The organism is Gaiella sp. (genome assembly GCF_035710885.1).
Classification (GTDB): Bacteria; Actinomycetota; Thermoleophilia; order Gaiellales; family Gaiellaceae; genus Gaiella.
The window spans coordinates 80,845-96,881 of the sequence record NZ_DASTCS010000057.1 but is presented as its reverse complement, the minus strand read 5'-3'; the positions used below and the strand labels follow the sequence as shown (position 1 = coordinate 96,881).

Below are 16,037 nucleotides of genomic sequence, written 5' to 3'. Positions count from 1 at the left end.
GGACATGGCTCTGCGGCGAGTGACGGTCGCCGCGGTCCTCGACAGGCTCGGCATCGAGGCGCCGGCGCGGGATCTCGATGGGCTGCGAGCCGTCTATGCGGCCTGGTGCGGCGCGGTCCCCTTCGACAACACGCTGAAGTTGATCCACCTGGCCGAGGGCCGCACGTGGCCGCTACCGGGCTCGTCGGCAGAGAGGTTCTTCGACTCCTGGCTCGAGCACGGCACCGGCGGAACCTGCTGGTCGGGCAACGGTGCTCTCCACGACCTGCTCGAGGCGCTCGGGTTCGACGTCGCGCGGGCGATCGCGACGATGTTGTCGTCGCCCGGCGCGGTCGGCCCGAACCACGGGTCGGTGATCGTCACGCTCGAGGGGGAGCGCTGGATCGCCGACGCGTCGATCCTGAGCGGGACGCCGATCCGGATTCCCTCTCCGGGACAGGAGGCGGAGGACGGTGCTCTACCCCGGTTCGCCTGGCTGGAGGACCAGCCCGCCGTGGTCTGGTGTGCGCCGAGGGCGCCCGACGGCTTTCCGTGCCGCATCGACCGCATCGGCGCGGAGCCCGCCGAGTGGGACGCACTGCACCAGCGGACGGTCGACTGGGGCCCGTTCAACCACCAGCTGAACGCGAGGGTGCTGCGCGACGAGATCACCCTGGCCGTCGCCCTGGGGCAACGGTTCACGTTCGGGCCGAACGGCGCGCTCTCGGCCTCCGAGCTGGACCGCGACGGGCGCGTTCGCTTCCTGGTCGAGGAGGTCGGCGTCTCCGAAGTGGTCGCGCGGCGCGTGCCGGACGACCGCCCGTCCCGACGGCGGGGCTGACCCGGCTCAGGGGTGTGTCGGAGCGGACGCGCGCCCGGGGATGCACGCGGCGCCTGGCTGCCGGTGAGCGCGATCAGGCAGGGACGAGCCGGTGCCCCATGCCGAGCGAGATGTCGGTGGCCGTCTGGGTGACCGCGGGGCCGAAGCGCGCGATCAGCTCGTCCATCGACACCATCGTCCGATGCACCGCGAGGTTGAGCGCGGCCAGCACCTCGCCCGAGTGCGCGTGGATCGGCGCCGCGATCGACCGCAGCCCGTAGGCCAGCTCCTCGTCGTTCACGGAGATGCCCGCGATGCGGATTCGCTCGAGCTCCTCGCGGAACGCTCGGGGCTCGGTGATCGTGTTCGGCCCCCGCGGCGTGAACTCGATTCTTGCGATGATCTCCTCGCGACGTTCCTCCGGGAGGAAGGCGAGGATCGCCTTCCCCATGGCCGTGCAGTACGCCGGGAGGCGTGCGCCCACGTGGAGGTTGAGGTCGATCTCACGTTGGCCCGGCTGGGCGGTGCGGCAGCGCTCGATGTACACGACGTCGGTGCCGTCGAGGATCGCGAGGTTGACGGTGTGCCCCGTCTCGTCGCTCAGCCGCCGAAGGTGCGGGGCGGAGATCTCGCGCACATCCATCGAGTTGATCGCGGAGAAGCCGAGGTCGAGCACCTTGGGGCCGAGCCGGTAGCGCCTCGAGTCGGGGTCCTGCTGCAGGTAGCCGAGCTGCGCGAGCGTCGCGATGTAGCGGTGCGCCGTGCTCCGGCTCAGCTCGAGCTCGCGGGAGAGCTCGCTGACGCCGATCAGCGGGCGGTCGGAGTCGAACGCGGAAAGGATCGCGAGGCCCCGCTCGAGCGATTGCGAGGTGCCCGTCCCGGTCTCCGGCATGCGGCGATCGTAGCGCGTTTGTTTCATCAACCGGAACACCGTCTTGACAAACGGGCAGCCCGGTGCCAGGGTCCTCGCGCTCACCCTCGGGGGCCGACACGCTCGCCTCGGATGCCGCACCCCGGCGCCCTCTCGAGAGGGCAGTATCGACGCCATGATTCGCCCGACCGTCGACAGCGTGGTGCAGTCCGTCGAGAGCCCCGTCGAAGCTCGCGCGCGACCCGTACGAGCGCGTCGCCGCTGTGCAGCAGGTCGTGGGGCCGGAGCCGGGACGGCGCCGGTGACCCCCTGAAGGTGGTGGAGCCACCTCTCGACGGCGCGCAGGCGCTCCGCCTGCTCGCCACGATGTGGAGGATCCGGCTCTTCGAGGAGGCCGTCGGCCGGCTTGCTCGCGCCGACGAGGCCCACGGGCTGATCCACACGAGCGTAGGCCAGGAGGGAATCGCCGCAGCGGTCTGCTCGCAGCTCCGCGACGACGACCCCGTGTACTCCGGGCACCGCGCCCACGGGCACGCGATCGCCAAGGGCGCGCCGCTCGACCGCACGATGGCCGAGCTGCTGGGACGCGACGAGGGCCTCTGCCGGGGGCTCGGTGGGTCGATGCACCTCGTCGACGTGGAGCATGGCTTCATGGGCGCGACGGGAGTGGTGGGGGGCAACGTGCCGATCGCCCTCGGGAGCGCGCTGGCCGCGCGCCTGCGCGGTGACGACACGGTCGCGGTCGTGTTCTTCGGGGACGGCGCCGTGCAGGCCGGCCACTTCCACGAGACGGTCAACCTCGCGACGCTGTGGAGGCTGCCGCTCGTGCTCGTGTGCGAGAACAACGGCTTCGCCGAGTTCACGCCTCGCTCGGCGCATACGAACGTCGAGCGGGTGACAGACGTGGTCGCCCCGTACGGGCTGGCGCGCGATACCGTCGACGGCAACGACGTCGTCGCCACGTGGGACGCCTTCGGCCGCTATCTCGCCACGGCGCGTGCGGGAGGCGGCCCGTTCCTGCTGGAGTGCCTCACCTATCGCCTGGGCGGCCACTACGAAGGTGATCCGGCCGCGTACCGGGAGGCTCTCGCCGCCGAGGAGTGGCAGGCGAAGGACCCCATTGTGCGGCTGCAGCGCCACGCCGCGGCGGAGGGCTGGGCCGCCGAGGGCGAGTTCGAGGCGATCCGCTCCGAGGCCGCCGACGCGGTGGATCAGGCGGTCGCCTTCGCGCGCGCCAGCCCGTTCCCGCCGGCCGACCTGCTCGAGGAGCTCGTGTACGCCGATGGCTGAGACGACGTACGTCAAGGCGATCACGGGGGCGTTGGCAGAGGCCATGCGCGCGGACGACCGGGTCTTCGTGCTGGGGGAGGACGTGGCGGAGGGCGGGCCCTACACGGCGACCGCGGGCCTTGCGGAGGAGTTCGGCACCGCGCGCGTGATCGACACGCCGATCTCGGAGGCAGCGATCACCGGCGTGGCGATCGGGGCGGCGCAGTCGGGCATGCGCCCGGTGCTCGAGATCATGTTCGTCGACTTCGTCACGCTGGCCCTCGACCAGCTCGTGAACGCCGCCGCGAAGGCGCACTTCATGTCCGGCGGCCAGCTGACCGTGCCGATGGTGGTGCGGACGCAGGGTGGCGCGGGCCAGCGCGGCGCCGCCCAGCACTCGCAGAGCCTGGAGAGCTGGCTCACGCACGTCCCCGGCCTCAAGGTCGTGATGCCGAGCCGTGCGGTCGACGCAGCGGGATTGCTGGCGGCCTCGATCAGGGACCCGAACCCCGTGGTGCTGATCGAGAACAAGACCCTGTACTTCCGCCGCGAGGAGGTTCCCGACGAGCTCCCGGCGGTGGAGCTCGGCGTCTCCGCCACTCTTCGCGAGGGGCGCGACGTCACGATCGTCGCGCTCTCGCGTCTCGTCCACGATGCGCTCGCGGCGGCGGAGCGGCTGGCCGCCGAGGACGGGATCGAGGCGGAGGTGATCGACCCCCGCACGCTCGTCCCGCTCGACCTGGCGGCGATCGTGAAGTCGGTCCAGAGGACGAGCAGGCTCGTCGTCGCGCACGAGGCGGTGGCGCACGGGGGCTTCGGAGCCGAGATTGCTGCGCAGGTCCAGAGCGCCGCGTTCGACTTCCTCGACGCGCCGGTCGTGCGGATCGGCGCCCCGTTCGCGCCGGTCCCGCTCAGCGCCCCGCTGGAGGACGCCTACCTCCCGGGTGCGGACGAGGTCGTCGCGGCGGTGCGAGGGCTGGTGATGCCGCCGTGAGCGAGGACGGATCCCCTCGAGATCCGCGCGCTCGTCGAGCACCGGAGCGGGAGCCGCTTGGCTGCGCGGAGAGCCGCTCGACCGCTGATCAGTCTCCCGGTGCAGGCTCTGCACGAAGCTCTCCTGCCGGTGCAAGGACGATGTCGTTCCGGACCGAGAACCAGCGCCCCTCGACCCCGGCGGGTAGCGCCGGGTCGTCGTCGGACCGTGGCACGAAGTCACGGAGCAACGAGGGCTTGACGGCGAAGACCGCGTCCGATTCGAGGTATGGGCTCTCCCGATCGAAGATGTGGGTGGTGACGGGGACGTAGCCGTCCGCACGCACGATCAGGTGTATGTGAGCTGGTCGCCACGGGTGCCGCCCCGTGACGGCGAGCATCCGGCCGACAGGTCCGTCAGCAGGAATCGTGTACGGCACGGGGCGAACCGCGAGGAACGCATACGTCCCGTCGGAGCGGGTGGAGAAGCGACCACGGAGGTGCTCCTCCGGGGCATCGGGGTCCTGGACCGCGTAGAGGCGGTTGTCGCCGTTCTGCCAGACGTCCAGCTCGGCTCCCGCGAGCGGCACGCCGTCCACGTCGGAGACGACGCCGTGCACCCACGCGGGTGCGCCGCACGGTCCCTCGAAGATGGCTTCGCCGTAGGCGCGCGCCGGAGCGCCGGGCACGTAGAACGGCCCGAGGACGGTCGACTCGGTGGCTCGGTCGGACACGCTCGCGAGCGTGTCGACGAGCATCGAGAGCCCGAGCGTGTCCGACCACAGGACGAACTCCTGGCGCCGGTCGTCCGTGAGTCGGCCGGTCTCGGTGAGGATCCGGATTGCTTCCTCCCATTCCTCGCGCGTCAGGCTCACGTCCGCGGCGAATGCGTGGAGATGAGCAGTGAGGCTCTGCAGGAGCTGTCCGAGGCGAGCGTCGGAGCAACCGGCGAAGCTCGCGACGGCGAGCGCCGTGATGTCGCCTGGGGCTGTGCGCGGGGCAGGTGAGTCGCCGAACGTCCCGCTCACCGCCGCAGCGACCTGCAGCCTGTGACCGTGACCTGCACGACCGCCATCGTCCCGAGTTCGCCCCGAAGAATCAAGCTGCCTCCCGTAGGCTGCGTCGGGTGACCGTGACGGTCAGAGACGCGGCGTTCGACGTCCTGCGCGAGCACGGGCTCACCACCCTCTTCGCGAACCCCGGCTCGACGGAGATCGAGCTGCTCTCGGACCTGCCGGGCGACCTGCGGTTCGTGCTCGGGCTGCACGAGAGCGCGGTCGTCGGCATGGCGACCGGCTGGGCGCTCGGTCGCCGCGAGCCCGCGCTCGCAATCCTGCACACGACCCCTGGCCTCGGCAACGCGGTCAGCGCGCTCGCCACGGCGCGCGTCAACCGGGTCCCGCTCGTGGTCGTCGTCGGCCAGCAGGACCGGCGCCACCTCGCCAGCGAGCCGTTCCTGACGGGAAAGCTGCACGGGCTCGCCGGTGAGTACCCCGTGTGGGTCGACCAGCCCGTTCGTGCCCAGGGCGTGCCCGGCGCGATCGCGCGCGCGTACCACGAAGCGGCCACGGGGCGGGGGCCGGCGTTGGTGATCGTCCCGATGGACGACTGGTCGGCCGAAGCCGAGCCGGTCACGCAGCGCGCCGCCCCGCGCCGCGTCGTGCGGGCGGGCGGGGCCGACCCGCGGCGCGTGGCGGAGCTCGGAGAGGTCGTCGCGGGCGCGAGGAGCCCTGTCATCGTCGTCGGGGCGGGGCTCGACGACGCCGAGGCCTGGGCCGCGGCCGTCGCGCTTGCCGAGCAGCTCGGGTGCCGCGTCTGGCAGGAGTCCTTCAGCGGCAGAGCCGGCTTTCCCCAGGATCACCCGCTGTTCGCCGGCCACCTGCCTGCGGACAGAGCCCGCCTGCGCGAGGCGCTCGCCCCGCACGACGTCGTGCTGGCCCTCGGCGCGCCTGCGTTCCGCCAGTACGCATTCGCCCCGGGGCCCTTCGTGGAGCCCGGCACGACCGTCGCCGTCGTCAGCCAGGATCCGGCGGAGGTGCACCGCAGCACCGCCGACCTCGCCGTGCTCGGGCCGCCCGCCTCGGTGTGCGCCGAGCTCACCCGCGTCGTGCCGCGACGCGACGGAGCCCGCGCCGGCGGTCTCGTCCCGCCGGATCCGCCGCCTCCACCCGCAGGTGGCGAGCCGCTGCGCGCCGGCCACGTCTTCGCCGCGGTCGCGGAGCGCCTCTCCCCGGACGCGGTCGTGTTCGAGGAGTCGCCGTCGAACCGGCCCGAGCTGCTCGCCCGGCTACCGGCGCGGCAGCCGCTCGGCTTGCTGAGCCCGGCAATGGGTGGTCTCGGGTTCGCGCTCCCGGCCGCAACCGGCGTGCGCATGGCCTGCCCCGACCGGCCGGTCGTGGCCTTCGTCGGCGACGGCTCCTCCCTCTACTCGATCCAGTCGCTCTGGAGCGCGGCGCAGTACGGCGCCGGAGCACTGTTCGTGATCCTCTCGAACGGAGGCTACGCGGTGATGGACCGGCTCACCGAGCAGCACGGCGGCACCGCCCCCTGGCCGGGCTTCGGGGTCGACGTGGCGGGCCTCGCCGTCGCGTTCGGGTGCCCGGCCCGGACCGTGCGCGAGCACGACGACCTGCTCGGGGTCCTCGACGAGGTGGTCCCCGGGCTGGCGGACCGGGACGAGCCGCTGCTGCTGGAGGTCGTGATCGCGCCGGACGAGAGCTTCGTGCCCTGACCCGGCCGGGCCCCGACCTGCGGAGTCAGGCGGGGGGCGGATCGGGCGGCTCGGGCACGCCGAGCTCGGCCTGGAGCGCCACGCCGAGGGAGAGCAGCTCCCAGTCGGCTCCGGCCGGGCCGATCAGCGACACGCCGACCGGCAGGCCCCTCTGCCCGACACCGGCCGGAAGGGCGGCGACGGGAAAACCGGTCCAGTCCCACAGGTGCGTGAGCGAGATCAGGGCGTAGTCGGTGCCCGCGTGGTCGTACCCTTCTCCACGCACGGGGGCGACGACGGGGATCGTGGGCTCCACGAGCGCATCGAGGCGCTGCTCGGCCAGCCAGGCGGCCCAGACCCCCGTCACCTCTCTCCGCCGCTCCTGGGCGGCGACGTAGGCCTCTCCGGAAACCGCACGCCGCTCGCCTTCCTCGACCCACTCCCGAATCGACGGCCGGTAGAGCGCGCGCCCGTCGTCGAAGCGACGGTGATAGGCGAGCATCTCGGTCGTCAGCACGGCGACGAAGTCGTCGCCGACCTCGGCCGGCACTCCCGGGGGCGGGGGCGCGACGAGCTCGGCGCCGAGCCGGCGGCACGCGTCGAGCGCGAGGTCGAAGCCGGCGGCCACGTCGGCGTCGAGTTCGGCGATCCCGAGACGCGGGGAGACGGCGAGCCGCACCCCGGCGAGCGGCTTGGGCGATGCACGCCTCGCCGCAGGCTCGGCTGGGGGCGTCTGCAGGGCGCTCTCCGGCCGTCGACGGTCGGGGCCTGTCATCGCCGCCAGCAACAGACGACAGTCGTCCAGGGAGCGGGCCATCGGCCCGGCGTGGTCGAGGCTCCAGGAGAGCGGCACGACTCCGCCCAGGGAGACCCTGCCGCGGGTGGGCTTGATCGTCGAGGTGCCGGAGCAGGCTGACGGGATGCGGAGCGAGCCGGCGGTATCGGTGCCCGTCGCGGCGGGAACCATGCACGCCGCCAGCGCCGCCGCAGATCCGCCGCTCGAGCCGCCTGCCGAGCGCTCGAGGCTCCAGGGGTTGCCGACCTGGTCGGTCGTGCCGCCGGCGGCGAACTCGTGGGTGTGGAGGTGCCCGAGCAGGACCATGCCCGCCGAACGCAAACGCCTCCACACGTCGCAGTCCTGGGCGGGCACGTCCGCGAGCAGCCGGGACGACGCGGTGACAGGCTTGCCTGCCACGCCGTACAGGTCCTTCAGCCCAATTGGGACGCCGGTCAGCGCCGGAGGCGCGCCCTCGCGCCGGATGCCGTGCGCGCTCAGGCGCTCGTCGGCCCGCGAGGCGGCCGCCAGCGCGTCCTCCTCGTAGACGCGCACCCAGGCGTTGACAGAGCGCGGGTCACCGTCGTGGCTGTGGGTGCCGTCGCGCGCCCGGATGCGCGCGAGGAGTGCCGCAACGAGCTCGGACGCCGACACCTGGCGCTCGACGAGGAGAGCCGCCGCGTCGCCGACGCCGAGCCGCACGAGGTCTCTCACGAGGTCACCCGACGAGACGCTCCTCGCTACGAGAGCGTCTCCAGTGCCTCTCCGCCCGGGTCGACCTCTCGCAGGAGGTACGCCGACTGGAGGAGCTCGGGCTCGTCCCTGAGCCTCTGGGCGGTGCCGTGGTAGTGGATGCGGCCGCGCTCGAGGACGTAGGCGGTCTGTGCGAGGCCGAGGGCGACGTGCGCGAACTGCTCGATGAGGAGAACCCCGACCCCGCGTTCTGCGACGGTTTGCAGCGTCGGGACGAGGCGTTGGACGACGACGGGCGCGAGGCCGAGCGAGAGCTCGTCCACGAGCACGATCTTGGGGCGCGAGACGAGGGCCTGGGCGAGCACGACCATTTGCTGCTCGCCGCCCGACAGCGACCGGGCCGCCACGTGCCAGCGCTTCTCGAGCTCGGGGAAGAGCTCGAGCGCGTACGCGATGCCGCTACGTGCGTCGGCCCGGCTGAGCGCGTAGGTGGCGACCCTCAGATTGTCCTGGAGCGTGAGGTTCGGCAGGAGCTGTCGCCCCTCCGGGACGATGGCCACGCCTGCGGCGCGGATCTGCTCCGGCCGCCGCCGCGTGAGGTCGAGGTCGCCCAGCTTCACCTTGCCGGCCGTCGGGCGCAGGACGCCGCCCACCGCCAGGACGAGGGTGGACTTCCCGGCTCCGTTCGGGCCGAGCAGCGCCGTCACCTCGCCCGGGGGGATCGAGAGCGAGACGTCCCGGAGCACCGGCCGCCCGCCGCGGGCGACCGAGAGGCCCTCGAACGACAGGGTCGCGGGTCGCGTGGGGGATGCTGCCGTGCTCACAGGACCTCCTCGGTGCCGAGGTACGCGCGGATCACGAGCTCGTCCCGCAGCACCTCGGCCGTCGGGCCGGACGCGATCAGCTTGCCGAAGTCGAGCACGGCGGTCGTCTCGCAACAGGCCTGGACGAGGCTCATGTCGTGGTCGACGAGGACGACGAGCGCGCCGAACCGCTCCGGGATCGCCTTGATCACGCTGCTCAGGTGCTCGGTCTCTTCCTCGGGGAGGCCGGCGGCCGGCTCGTCGAGCAGCACCACCCGGGGGCGCCCGACCACCGCCCGCGCGACCTCGACGAGGCGCCGCTCGCGGGCTCCGAGGCCGCCGACGCTCCTCCTCGGAGGCGTCTCGAGGCCGACGAACTCGATCGCGGCCTCCACCTCGCTGCGCCGGCCGGCGCCCTTCACGCCGGAGTGCTCGTAGATCATCGCCACGTTGTCGAAGACCGAGAGCTGCTCGATCGCCTGCTCGGTCTGAAAGGTGCGTCGCAGGCCCCAGCGGGCGCGCCGGTAGTCGGCCATCTTCAGCAGATCCTCGCCGAACGCGCGGATCGACCCGGACGCCGGCTTGACGAAGCCGCTGAGGACGTTGAAGAACGTCGTCTTGCCGGCGCCGTTCGGCCCGATCAGGCCGCACGTCCCGCCGGGGAACGTGACGCTCATCCCGTCGATCGGGGTCACGCCGGAGAAGCGGACGGTGAGACGCTCGACCTCGATCATGTCGACGGCGCCCCTCCACCGGTCACCTTCCCGAGACCGCGCCACACGAGGCGGCCGAGGTTCGCCATGTCCTTGGGGAACTGCTGTGCAAGCCCGCCCGGCGCGGTGAGCAGGACCTGCAGCAGGCCCGCGCCGAAGAGGATGAGCACGAAGTTCGGGTTGATCCCCCACTGCACCTGGAAGAGGAACGGCAGCAGCTGGCTGAAGCATCCGGCGACGACCGCGCCCCAGAGGCTGTAGATCCCTCCGATCAGCGTTACCGCGAGCAGGGTCAGGGAGTCCTGGGTCTGGAACGACTGCGCCGTCGGCTGGCCCACCTGCGCCGCCAGCAGGCAGCCGGCGACACCGGCCATGAACGACGCGAGGGCGAAGGCCCAGAGCTTGTAGAAGACGATGTTGACGCCCGCCGCGAGCGCGGCGGGCTCACTCTCGCGGATCGCCGCCCACGCCCTGCCGGGCTTGCCTCGGACGTGGAGCAGTGCCACCAGGAACATCACTGCGGCGACGATCACGACATAGCGGTAGTAGGCGGTGTCTCCCTCGGCGATGGACGGCCTGCGCACCGGCTCGAGCCCCGAGAGGTCCGGTGTGTCCGTCCGGCCGGTAAACCCCCCGCCGCCGTTCGGGAAGTTGATCGCGACCAGGACGACGTTCACGGCGCCCGCCGCCATCAGGGTGATGAGCGCCAGGTGGAGCCCGGAGAGGCGCAGCGCGGGCAGCCCGATCAGGACGCCCACCACGCAGGTGATCGCGCCGGTGACGAAGAGCAGGATCGGGAACGGCAGGTCGAGCGCGTAGTTGAGGCGTGTGCCGGTCCAGACACCGACGACCAGCAGCGCGACCTGCCCGAGCGAGATCAGCCCCACCCGGCCGTAGAGGATCCCGAGGCCGAGCGTGATCACCGAGTAGATCGCGACGCTGGTGAACGTCGTCGTCCAGTCCGAACCGATCGTCGGGAGGAACACGAGGGCGATCGCCAGGAACACGACGATCGCGACGACGCGCACGAGCGTGCCCCGGTCGAGGGGAAGCGCGGCGCGCGCCGCGGCGGCCGCCCCCCGGCCGGGTGTCGGCGTGGTGTCCAAGCTAGCGCGCCGTCCGCGTGATCGTGACCACGCGATGCCGAGACAGCCAGAGGAGCGCGAGGATGGCGAGGACGAAGGGCGCCGCCGAGCGGTAGCGGGTGATCGACTCGTAGGGCGCGAAGATCGCCTGCGCGAGCCCGACCGCGAGGCCCCCCAAGAGGGTCGCCCACAGCGACGTGAGGCGCCCGATCAGCGCCGCCGCGAGCGCCGCGATCACGAGGAACGTCAGCGCGGCGTAGTCGAGCGAGGTGATCAGATCGGGGAGCAGCAGGCCCGCCGCGCCGGCGACGAGCCCGGAGCCGAACCACGCAGATGCCTCTACGCGACGGACAGGCACGCCGAGCGTGGCGGTGATCTCGCGGTCGTTGGCGATCGCACGGTAGGCGGTCCCGAGGTTGGTGTACTTGAGGAAGAGCGTCGTCCAGAGCGTCAGCCCGACGGCGAACGCGAGCGCGATCACCTGCGTCCAGTTCACGAACGCGCCGAAGAGCGTGAAGGTGTGGCTCGAGCTCGGGAGCGGCAGGAACCGCGCGAATGCGCCGCCGACGGGGGCGCGCCACGCCATCAGCCCGAGCAGGATCAGCGCAAGGCCGAGCGTGCCCATCATCTTGACGAGGGGATCCCGCGCCGCGAAGGCGGGGCCGAACAGCAGCCCGTAGGCGAGGTTGACGACCCCGCCGAACGCGACGCAGGTGACGTACGCGAGCCAGTGCGGCCAGCTCGTGTGGTTGATCATCCAGTAGGCGATCAGGGCGCCCGCAGCGCCGATCGCGCCGAAAGCGAGGTTCAGGACGCCGGTCGCCTGGTACAGCACGACGATCCCGACGCCGGAGAGCGCGTAGACGCCGCCGAGCGCGAGTCCCAGCACGATGTACGGCTTGATGAACTCCCAGTCGACGCCGAACACCGCGAACGCGACGACGCTATCCATCGAGCCTCCGGAGCACCCTGATCTCTACTGGAGCTGTCACCTACTTCGCCGTGTTGAGGTTGAACCTCTTCTCCCAGACGCGTGTCCGGACGAGCTCCTGGTCGACGGCCGCGATCGCGAAGCACTTCTCCTTGAGAACGACCTTCCCGTCCCGGTAGTCGACGGTGATGTCCCAGTTGTTCGGGATGTGGTACGGCAGGTTGTTGCCGACGTACCACGGCTTGCAGAGCATGTCCGTCTTCACGTTCTTCAGCCCGCGCACGGCCGCGTTGTACGACTTCGCGGTGACGGCGCCCTTGACGTTGAGCAGCGCCTGCGTCGCAAACTTCCCTGCCATGAAGCCCATCTGGGCGAACGCCTGCGGATCGATCTTCGTGTACCGCTTGAGAACAGCCAGCATCAGCCGGGTGTCAGGGCCCTGCGACGCGTCGAGCAGGCCGAACTCGGAGTTGACGAACAGCTTCCCGTCGAACTCCGGGAACTGCCCCGCCATGAAGGTGTTGGCGATCGGAGTCGACGAGCCCCACTTCACCTTGTCGACGAGCCCCTGGGCGATGGCGGCCTTCATGAGGGCGGGCGCGGTGTCCGGGGTGAAGTCGAGGATGATGCCGCCGCCCTCGCCCGCGGCCTGGTACAGCTGCCGGATGATCGTGTTGGCGTCGGTCACGGGCAGCGTCACGGGGAAGCTCCTGTTCGGGAGCCCTGCCCGTTCGGCGACCTTCAGCGCGCCTCCGTCCGCGTAGGCGGCGATCGTCGAGGGCGACGCGACGACGATCGACTTCGCCCCAGCGCGAACCAGAGCCTGCGCGGCCCCGATGTTCGAGTACCGCGGTCCCATGTTCGTCTCGACGAACGTGGGGGTGCCGAAGCACTCCGCCTGGACCCCAGCGCCGATCACGGTGTAGCCCTTCGACCTGTAGTACTTCCAGTTCGTCCCGCACTCGGTGAAGCTCGTGTTGCCGACGATGCCGACGACCTTGTCGCTCTCGACCAGCTTCCGAGCGAGTGACGCCTGTTGGGCCGGGTTCAGCTGCTCGTTGTAGAGGACGTACTGGATCGGCCGGCCCCTGATGCCTCCGTTGTCGTTGACACAGTCGAAGTACGCCTTCGCGACCTTGCCGATCGTGGTGAAGTCCACGCCGGGAATCAGCATCGCGATCCCGCCGAGCTTGATCGGCCTGCCGGTCGCCTTCTTGCCCGTGCCGAGGCCGCAGATCGACTTCGTCGCGGACGCCTTTCCAGACCCGACCGGTGCTGCCGCGGTCTGCGCACCGGTAGCCCATCCGGCCAGCATCAGCGTGAAGGCGCAGACCGCTGCGCCCACGACGCCGACCTTGATCTTCGTCGATCTCATGGATTCCTCCGTTGGGTTCTCGAGCTTCGCTTGACCGAACCTCGCGGCGGACGCGCCGCACACGCCTCCCGATCAGGATCTCGTCACGTACCACCCTCCTCGTCTCGGAATGCCACCCGGGGCGCGGCTCCGAGCCGGCCTCCGCTGAATGGTCGCCCTACCGGACATCGCCGAGCGGCTCGCCGGCGGCGTCGGGGAAGGGATCGAACGCATGCTCTCCCTCGGCCTCTCGAGTCGCGACCCTGGCTGGCTAGACCGGTCCGACAGCGGTCGTGCGGTGCGTCTGGCGTCTGCGCGACGCTTCGGCTCCATTTTTCACGTCCCGGATACTAGACTAGTGTCTTGACGAATGGAACACGCCGAGTCCCTGCGCGCCGACGGGCGCGAAGCGGCGCCGAGAGGCCGGCTCGTGAGCAGCGACGGACCCGAAGTCGCATGAGGGCGAGCAAATTGATCACGGCCGAGGACGCGGTCGCCCGGGTCAAGACCGGAGACACGGTGATGGTCGGCGGCTTCGGGCTCGTCGGGGCTCCGCTCGATCTCATCGACGCGCTCGTCGACCACTCCGACGCGACCGACCTCACGGTCGTCTCGAACAACATCGGCGAGCCCGGCCGTGGGCTCGGGAGGCTGTTGCGGCAGGGCAGGATCCGCCGTGGGATCTCGTCGTACTTCACGTCGAACCCCGAGGCAGTCGCGGCCGTCAACGCCGGCGAGATCGAGGCGACGCTCGTTCCGCAGGGGACGTTCGCCGAGGCGATCCGCGCCGGCGGTGCGGGCATCGGCGGCTTCTTCACGGCGGTCGGCGCCGGCACGCTGCTCGCCGAGGGCAAGGAAGAGCGCATGATCGACGGCGTGCGCCACGTGCTCGAGGAGCCCATCCGCGCAGACGTCTCGCTGGTCTACGCGGCGCGCGCGGACATGCTCGGCAACCTCTGGTACCGGCGAACTGCGCGCAACTTCAATCCGCTCATGGCCACCGCCGCGACCGTGACGATCGCGGAGGCTGGCGAGGTGGTCACGGTGGGAACGCTCGAGCCGGAGTCCGTCGTGACGCCGCACCTGTACGTCGATCACCTGGTCGCGAGCACATGAGCGACGACGTGAAGACACGGATCGCGGCGCGGGCGGCGCTGGAGCTCCAGCCGGGCGAGGTCGTCAACCTCGGAATCGGCATCCCGAACCTGATCCCGAGCTTCCTGGGGCCGGAGACCGGCGTCGTCCTCCACACCGAGAACGGTCTCCTGGGGGTCGGCCCCCGGCCGAACGGGGACGAGCTGGACCCCGACCTGATCGATGCGGCGAAGCAGCCGATCACGGCGCTGCCGGGTGCCGCGTACTTCGACAGCGCGGCGAGCTTCGCGATGATCCGCGGCGGCCACGTGGACGTCGCCGTGCTCGGCGCGCTCGAGGTCAGCGGGGACGGCGACATCGCCAACTGGGCCGTTCCCGGCAAGGACGTGCTCGGCGTGGGCGGCGCGATGGATCTCGTCGTGGGCGCACGGCGGGTGATCGTCACGATGACGGCCACCTCGTCCCGCGGCGAGCCCAAGGTCGTCGCCGCCTGCACGTATCCACTGACGGCGTCCGGCGCGGTCGACGTCATCGTCACCGAGCTCTCGGTGTTCCGCCGCGTCGACGGCGAGCTGCGCCTGACCGAGCTGCTCGACGGCGCGACCGTCGACGACGTCGCCGCCGTCACGACCGCCCCGTTCGTCGTCGCCCTGGAGGAGAGCCATGTCCATTGACGTGCGTCCGTTCGCCGAGGTGATCGACGCCGACCGCGCCGGAGTCGACCCGCCCTACGACCACCACGACTACGTCGGCACCCGGCTGCGGGCTCCGAAGGAGCCGCTCGTGATCATCCCCGCCACCCTGACGGAGGTGACGGGCCCGGCGTACGGGGAGTCGCCGGTCGAACCACTCGACGCCGATCTCACACGCCAGCACGCAGGCGAGCCGCAGGGCCAGCGGATCGTGGTCAGCGGTCGTGTCCTCGGAGGCGACGGCAAGCCCCTGCGCGGCCAGCTCGTCGAGATCTGGCAGGCGAACGCGGGCGGTCGCTACCGGCACGAGGTCGACACCGGCGACGCGCCGCTCGACCCGAACTTCTCCGGCGCCGGCCGCTGCCTGACCGACCACGAAGGCCGCTACCGCTTCGTGACGGTCAAGCCCGGTGCGTATCCGTGGAAGAACCATCCCAACGCGTGGCGGCCGAACCACATTCACTTCTCGGTGTTCGGTCGCGCGTTCACGGAGCGCCTCGTCACCCAGATGTACTTCCCCGGCGACCCGCTGTTCCCGTTCGACCCGATCTTCAACTCGGTTCGCGACGAGAAGGCGCGACAGCGCCTGATCAGCGCGTTCGACCTCGAGCTGACCGAGCCGGAGCACGCGCTCGGCTTCCGCTGGGACATCGTCGTCGGGGGGCGCACAGCGACGCCGCTCGAGGAGCCGCACGATGACTGACGTCGGCCTCACTCCTGCCCAGACCGCCGGGCCGTACCTGCGAATCGGCCTGCTGCGCGAGCTGATCACGCCGACGCTCGTCGAGCCGGACGATCCCCGCGCGATCCGCATCCGCGGACGCCTGACCGACGGGGCGGGTGACGGCGTGCCGGACGGCATGGTCGAGATCTGGCAGGCGAATGCCGCCGGCCGCTACCGGCACCCCTCGGACGACCGGGTCGACCCGCCGCTCGAGGACGGCTTCCTCGGGTTCGGGCGCTCCGGGACGGAGGACGACGGCCGGTTCGAGTTCGTCACCGTCAAGCCCGGGCCGGTGCCGTGGCCGGAGGGTGGCGCACAGGCGCCGCACATCGAGGTGGCCGTGTTCGCGCGCGGGCTCCTGAAGCACGCGGTGACGCGCATCTACTTCCCGGACGAGGACGAGGCCAACGCGGCCGATCCGGTGCTTTCCCGGCTCGCGCCCGCGCAGCGCGAGACGCTGGTGGCGGTCGCCGAGGACGGCGGGCTGCGCTTCGACGTTCGGTTGCAGGGGGCCGGGCACACGACGTTCTTCGCGGTGTGACGGCGTTCTG

General features: G+C 71.4%; 16 protein-coding genes. 8 read left to right on the top strand and 8 right to left on the bottom strand.

Features of this window, described 5'->3' with window-relative positions:
* Positions 1 to 4: 4 nt before the first annotated feature.
* A complete protein-coding gene (locus tag VFO26_RS14410; protein ID WP_325115737.1) occupies positions 5 to 820 on the top strand; it encodes an arylamine N-acetyltransferase in 816 nt (271 codons plus the stop codon).
* Positions 821 to 893: 73 nt separating this feature from the next.
* Here VFO26_RS14410 and VFO26_RS14405 read toward each other — a convergent pair whose 3' ends face one another.
* Positions 894 to 1,691 (bottom strand): IclR family transcriptional regulator, encoded by a 798-nt coding sequence (locus tag VFO26_RS14405; protein ID WP_325115736.1) that lies wholly within the window; start codon positions 1,689 to 1,691, stop codon positions 894 to 896.
* Between the two features lie 294 nt (positions 1,692 to 1,985).
* Here VFO26_RS14405 and VFO26_RS14400 point away from each other — a divergent pair, with 294 nt between their 5' ends.
* Positions 1,986 to 2,960 (top strand): thiamine pyrophosphate-dependent dehydrogenase E1 component subunit alpha, encoded by a 975-nt coding sequence (locus VFO26_RS14400; protein WP_325115735.1) that lies wholly within the window; start codon positions 1,986 to 1,988, stop codon positions 2,958 to 2,960.
* Entirely contained in the window at positions 2,953 to 3,933 is a 981-nt protein-coding gene (locus VFO26_RS14395) for an alpha-ketoacid dehydrogenase subunit beta (RefSeq protein WP_325115734.1), read from the top strand. The genes VFO26_RS14400 and VFO26_RS14395 overlap by 8 nt, the downstream gene beginning before the upstream one ends.
* An 88-nt stretch (positions 3,934 to 4,021) precedes the next feature.
* Here VFO26_RS14395 and VFO26_RS14390 read toward each other — a convergent pair whose 3' ends face one another.
* Complete coding sequence (locus VFO26_RS14390; RefSeq protein ID WP_325115733.1) at positions 4,022 to 4,939, bottom strand: dioxygenase; 918 nt, start codon at positions 4,937 to 4,939, stop codon at positions 4,022 to 4,024.
* Positions 4,940 to 5,037: 98 nt separating this feature from the next.
* Between VFO26_RS14390 and VFO26_RS14385 the strand changes: the two genes are divergently transcribed.
* Entirely contained in the window at positions 5,038 to 6,642 is a 1,605-nt protein-coding gene (locus tag VFO26_RS14385) for a thiamine pyrophosphate-dependent enzyme (RefSeq protein WP_325115732.1), read from the top strand.
* Between the two features lie 25 nt (positions 6,643 to 6,667).
* On the opposite strand, the gene VFO26_RS14380 is transcribed toward VFO26_RS14385, so the two are convergent.
* Genes VFO26_RS14380 through VFO26_RS14355 form a run of 6 tightly spaced genes read right to left on the bottom strand, consistent with a single transcriptional unit; the run spans position 6,668 to position 12,996 of the window.
* Positions 6,668 to 8,110, bottom strand: a complete 1,443-nt coding sequence (locus tag VFO26_RS14380; RefSeq protein WP_325115731.1) for an amidase — start codon at positions 8,108 to 8,110, stop codon at positions 6,668 to 6,670.
* A gap of 26 nt (positions 8,111 to 8,136) precedes the next feature.
* Positions 8,137 to 8,913: an ABC transporter ATP-binding protein gene (locus VFO26_RS14375; protein ID WP_325115730.1), complete on the bottom strand. Its 777-nt coding sequence runs from the start codon at positions 8,911 to 8,913 to the stop codon at positions 8,137 to 8,139.
* On the bottom strand, positions 8,910 to 9,626 hold the full coding sequence (locus VFO26_RS14370) for an ABC transporter ATP-binding protein (protein WP_325115729.1): 717 nt from the start codon (positions 9,624 to 9,626) through the stop codon (positions 8,910 to 8,912). The genes VFO26_RS14375 and VFO26_RS14370 overlap by 4 nt, the downstream gene beginning before the upstream one ends.
* Entirely contained in the window at positions 9,623 to 10,711 is a 1,089-nt protein-coding gene (locus VFO26_RS14365) for a branched-chain amino acid ABC transporter permease (protein WP_325115728.1), read from the bottom strand. Before VFO26_RS14365 ends, VFO26_RS14370 begins: the two co-directional genes overlap by 4 nt.
* A gap of 1 nt (position 10,712) precedes the next feature.
* Positions 10,713 to 11,642, bottom strand: a complete 930-nt coding sequence (locus VFO26_RS14360) for a branched-chain amino acid ABC transporter permease (protein WP_325115727.1) — start codon at positions 11,640 to 11,642, stop codon at positions 10,713 to 10,715.
* Between the two features lie 40 nt (positions 11,643 to 11,682).
* Positions 11,683 to 12,996: an ABC transporter substrate-binding protein gene (locus tag VFO26_RS14355; protein ID WP_325115726.1), complete on the bottom strand. Its 1,314-nt coding sequence runs from the start codon at positions 12,994 to 12,996 to the stop codon at positions 11,683 to 11,685.
* A gap of 435 nt (positions 12,997 to 13,431) precedes the next feature.
* On the opposite strand from VFO26_RS14355, the gene VFO26_RS14350 reads away from it, so the two are divergent.
* The 4 genes from VFO26_RS14350 to pcaG are packed head-to-tail and all read left to right on the top strand — an operon-like array spanning position 13,432 to position 16,027.
* Complete coding sequence (locus VFO26_RS14350; protein WP_325115725.1) at positions 13,432 to 14,091, top strand: CoA transferase subunit A; 660 nt, start codon at positions 13,432 to 13,434, stop codon at positions 14,089 to 14,091.
* Entirely contained in the window at positions 14,088 to 14,744 is a 657-nt protein-coding gene (locus VFO26_RS14345) for a 3-oxoacid CoA-transferase subunit B (RefSeq protein ID WP_325115724.1), read from the top strand. The genes VFO26_RS14350 and VFO26_RS14345 overlap by 4 nt, the downstream gene beginning before the upstream one ends.
* Positions 14,734 to 15,465 carry a protocatechuate 3,4-dioxygenase subunit beta gene (gene pcaH / locus VFO26_RS14340; protein WP_325115723.1) on the top strand — a complete coding sequence of 244 codons (732 nt, stop codon included), beginning with the start codon at positions 14,734 to 14,736 and terminating at the stop codon, positions 15,463 to 15,465. The genes VFO26_RS14345 and pcaH overlap by 11 nt, the downstream gene beginning before the upstream one ends.
* Positions 15,458 to 16,027 (top strand): protocatechuate 3,4-dioxygenase subunit alpha, encoded by a 570-nt coding sequence (gene pcaG / locus VFO26_RS14335; RefSeq protein ID WP_325115722.1) that lies wholly within the window; start codon positions 15,458 to 15,460, stop codon positions 16,025 to 16,027. The genes pcaH and pcaG overlap by 8 nt, the downstream gene beginning before the upstream one ends.
* The last annotated feature ends 10 nt before the right edge of the window (positions 16,028 to 16,037 follow it).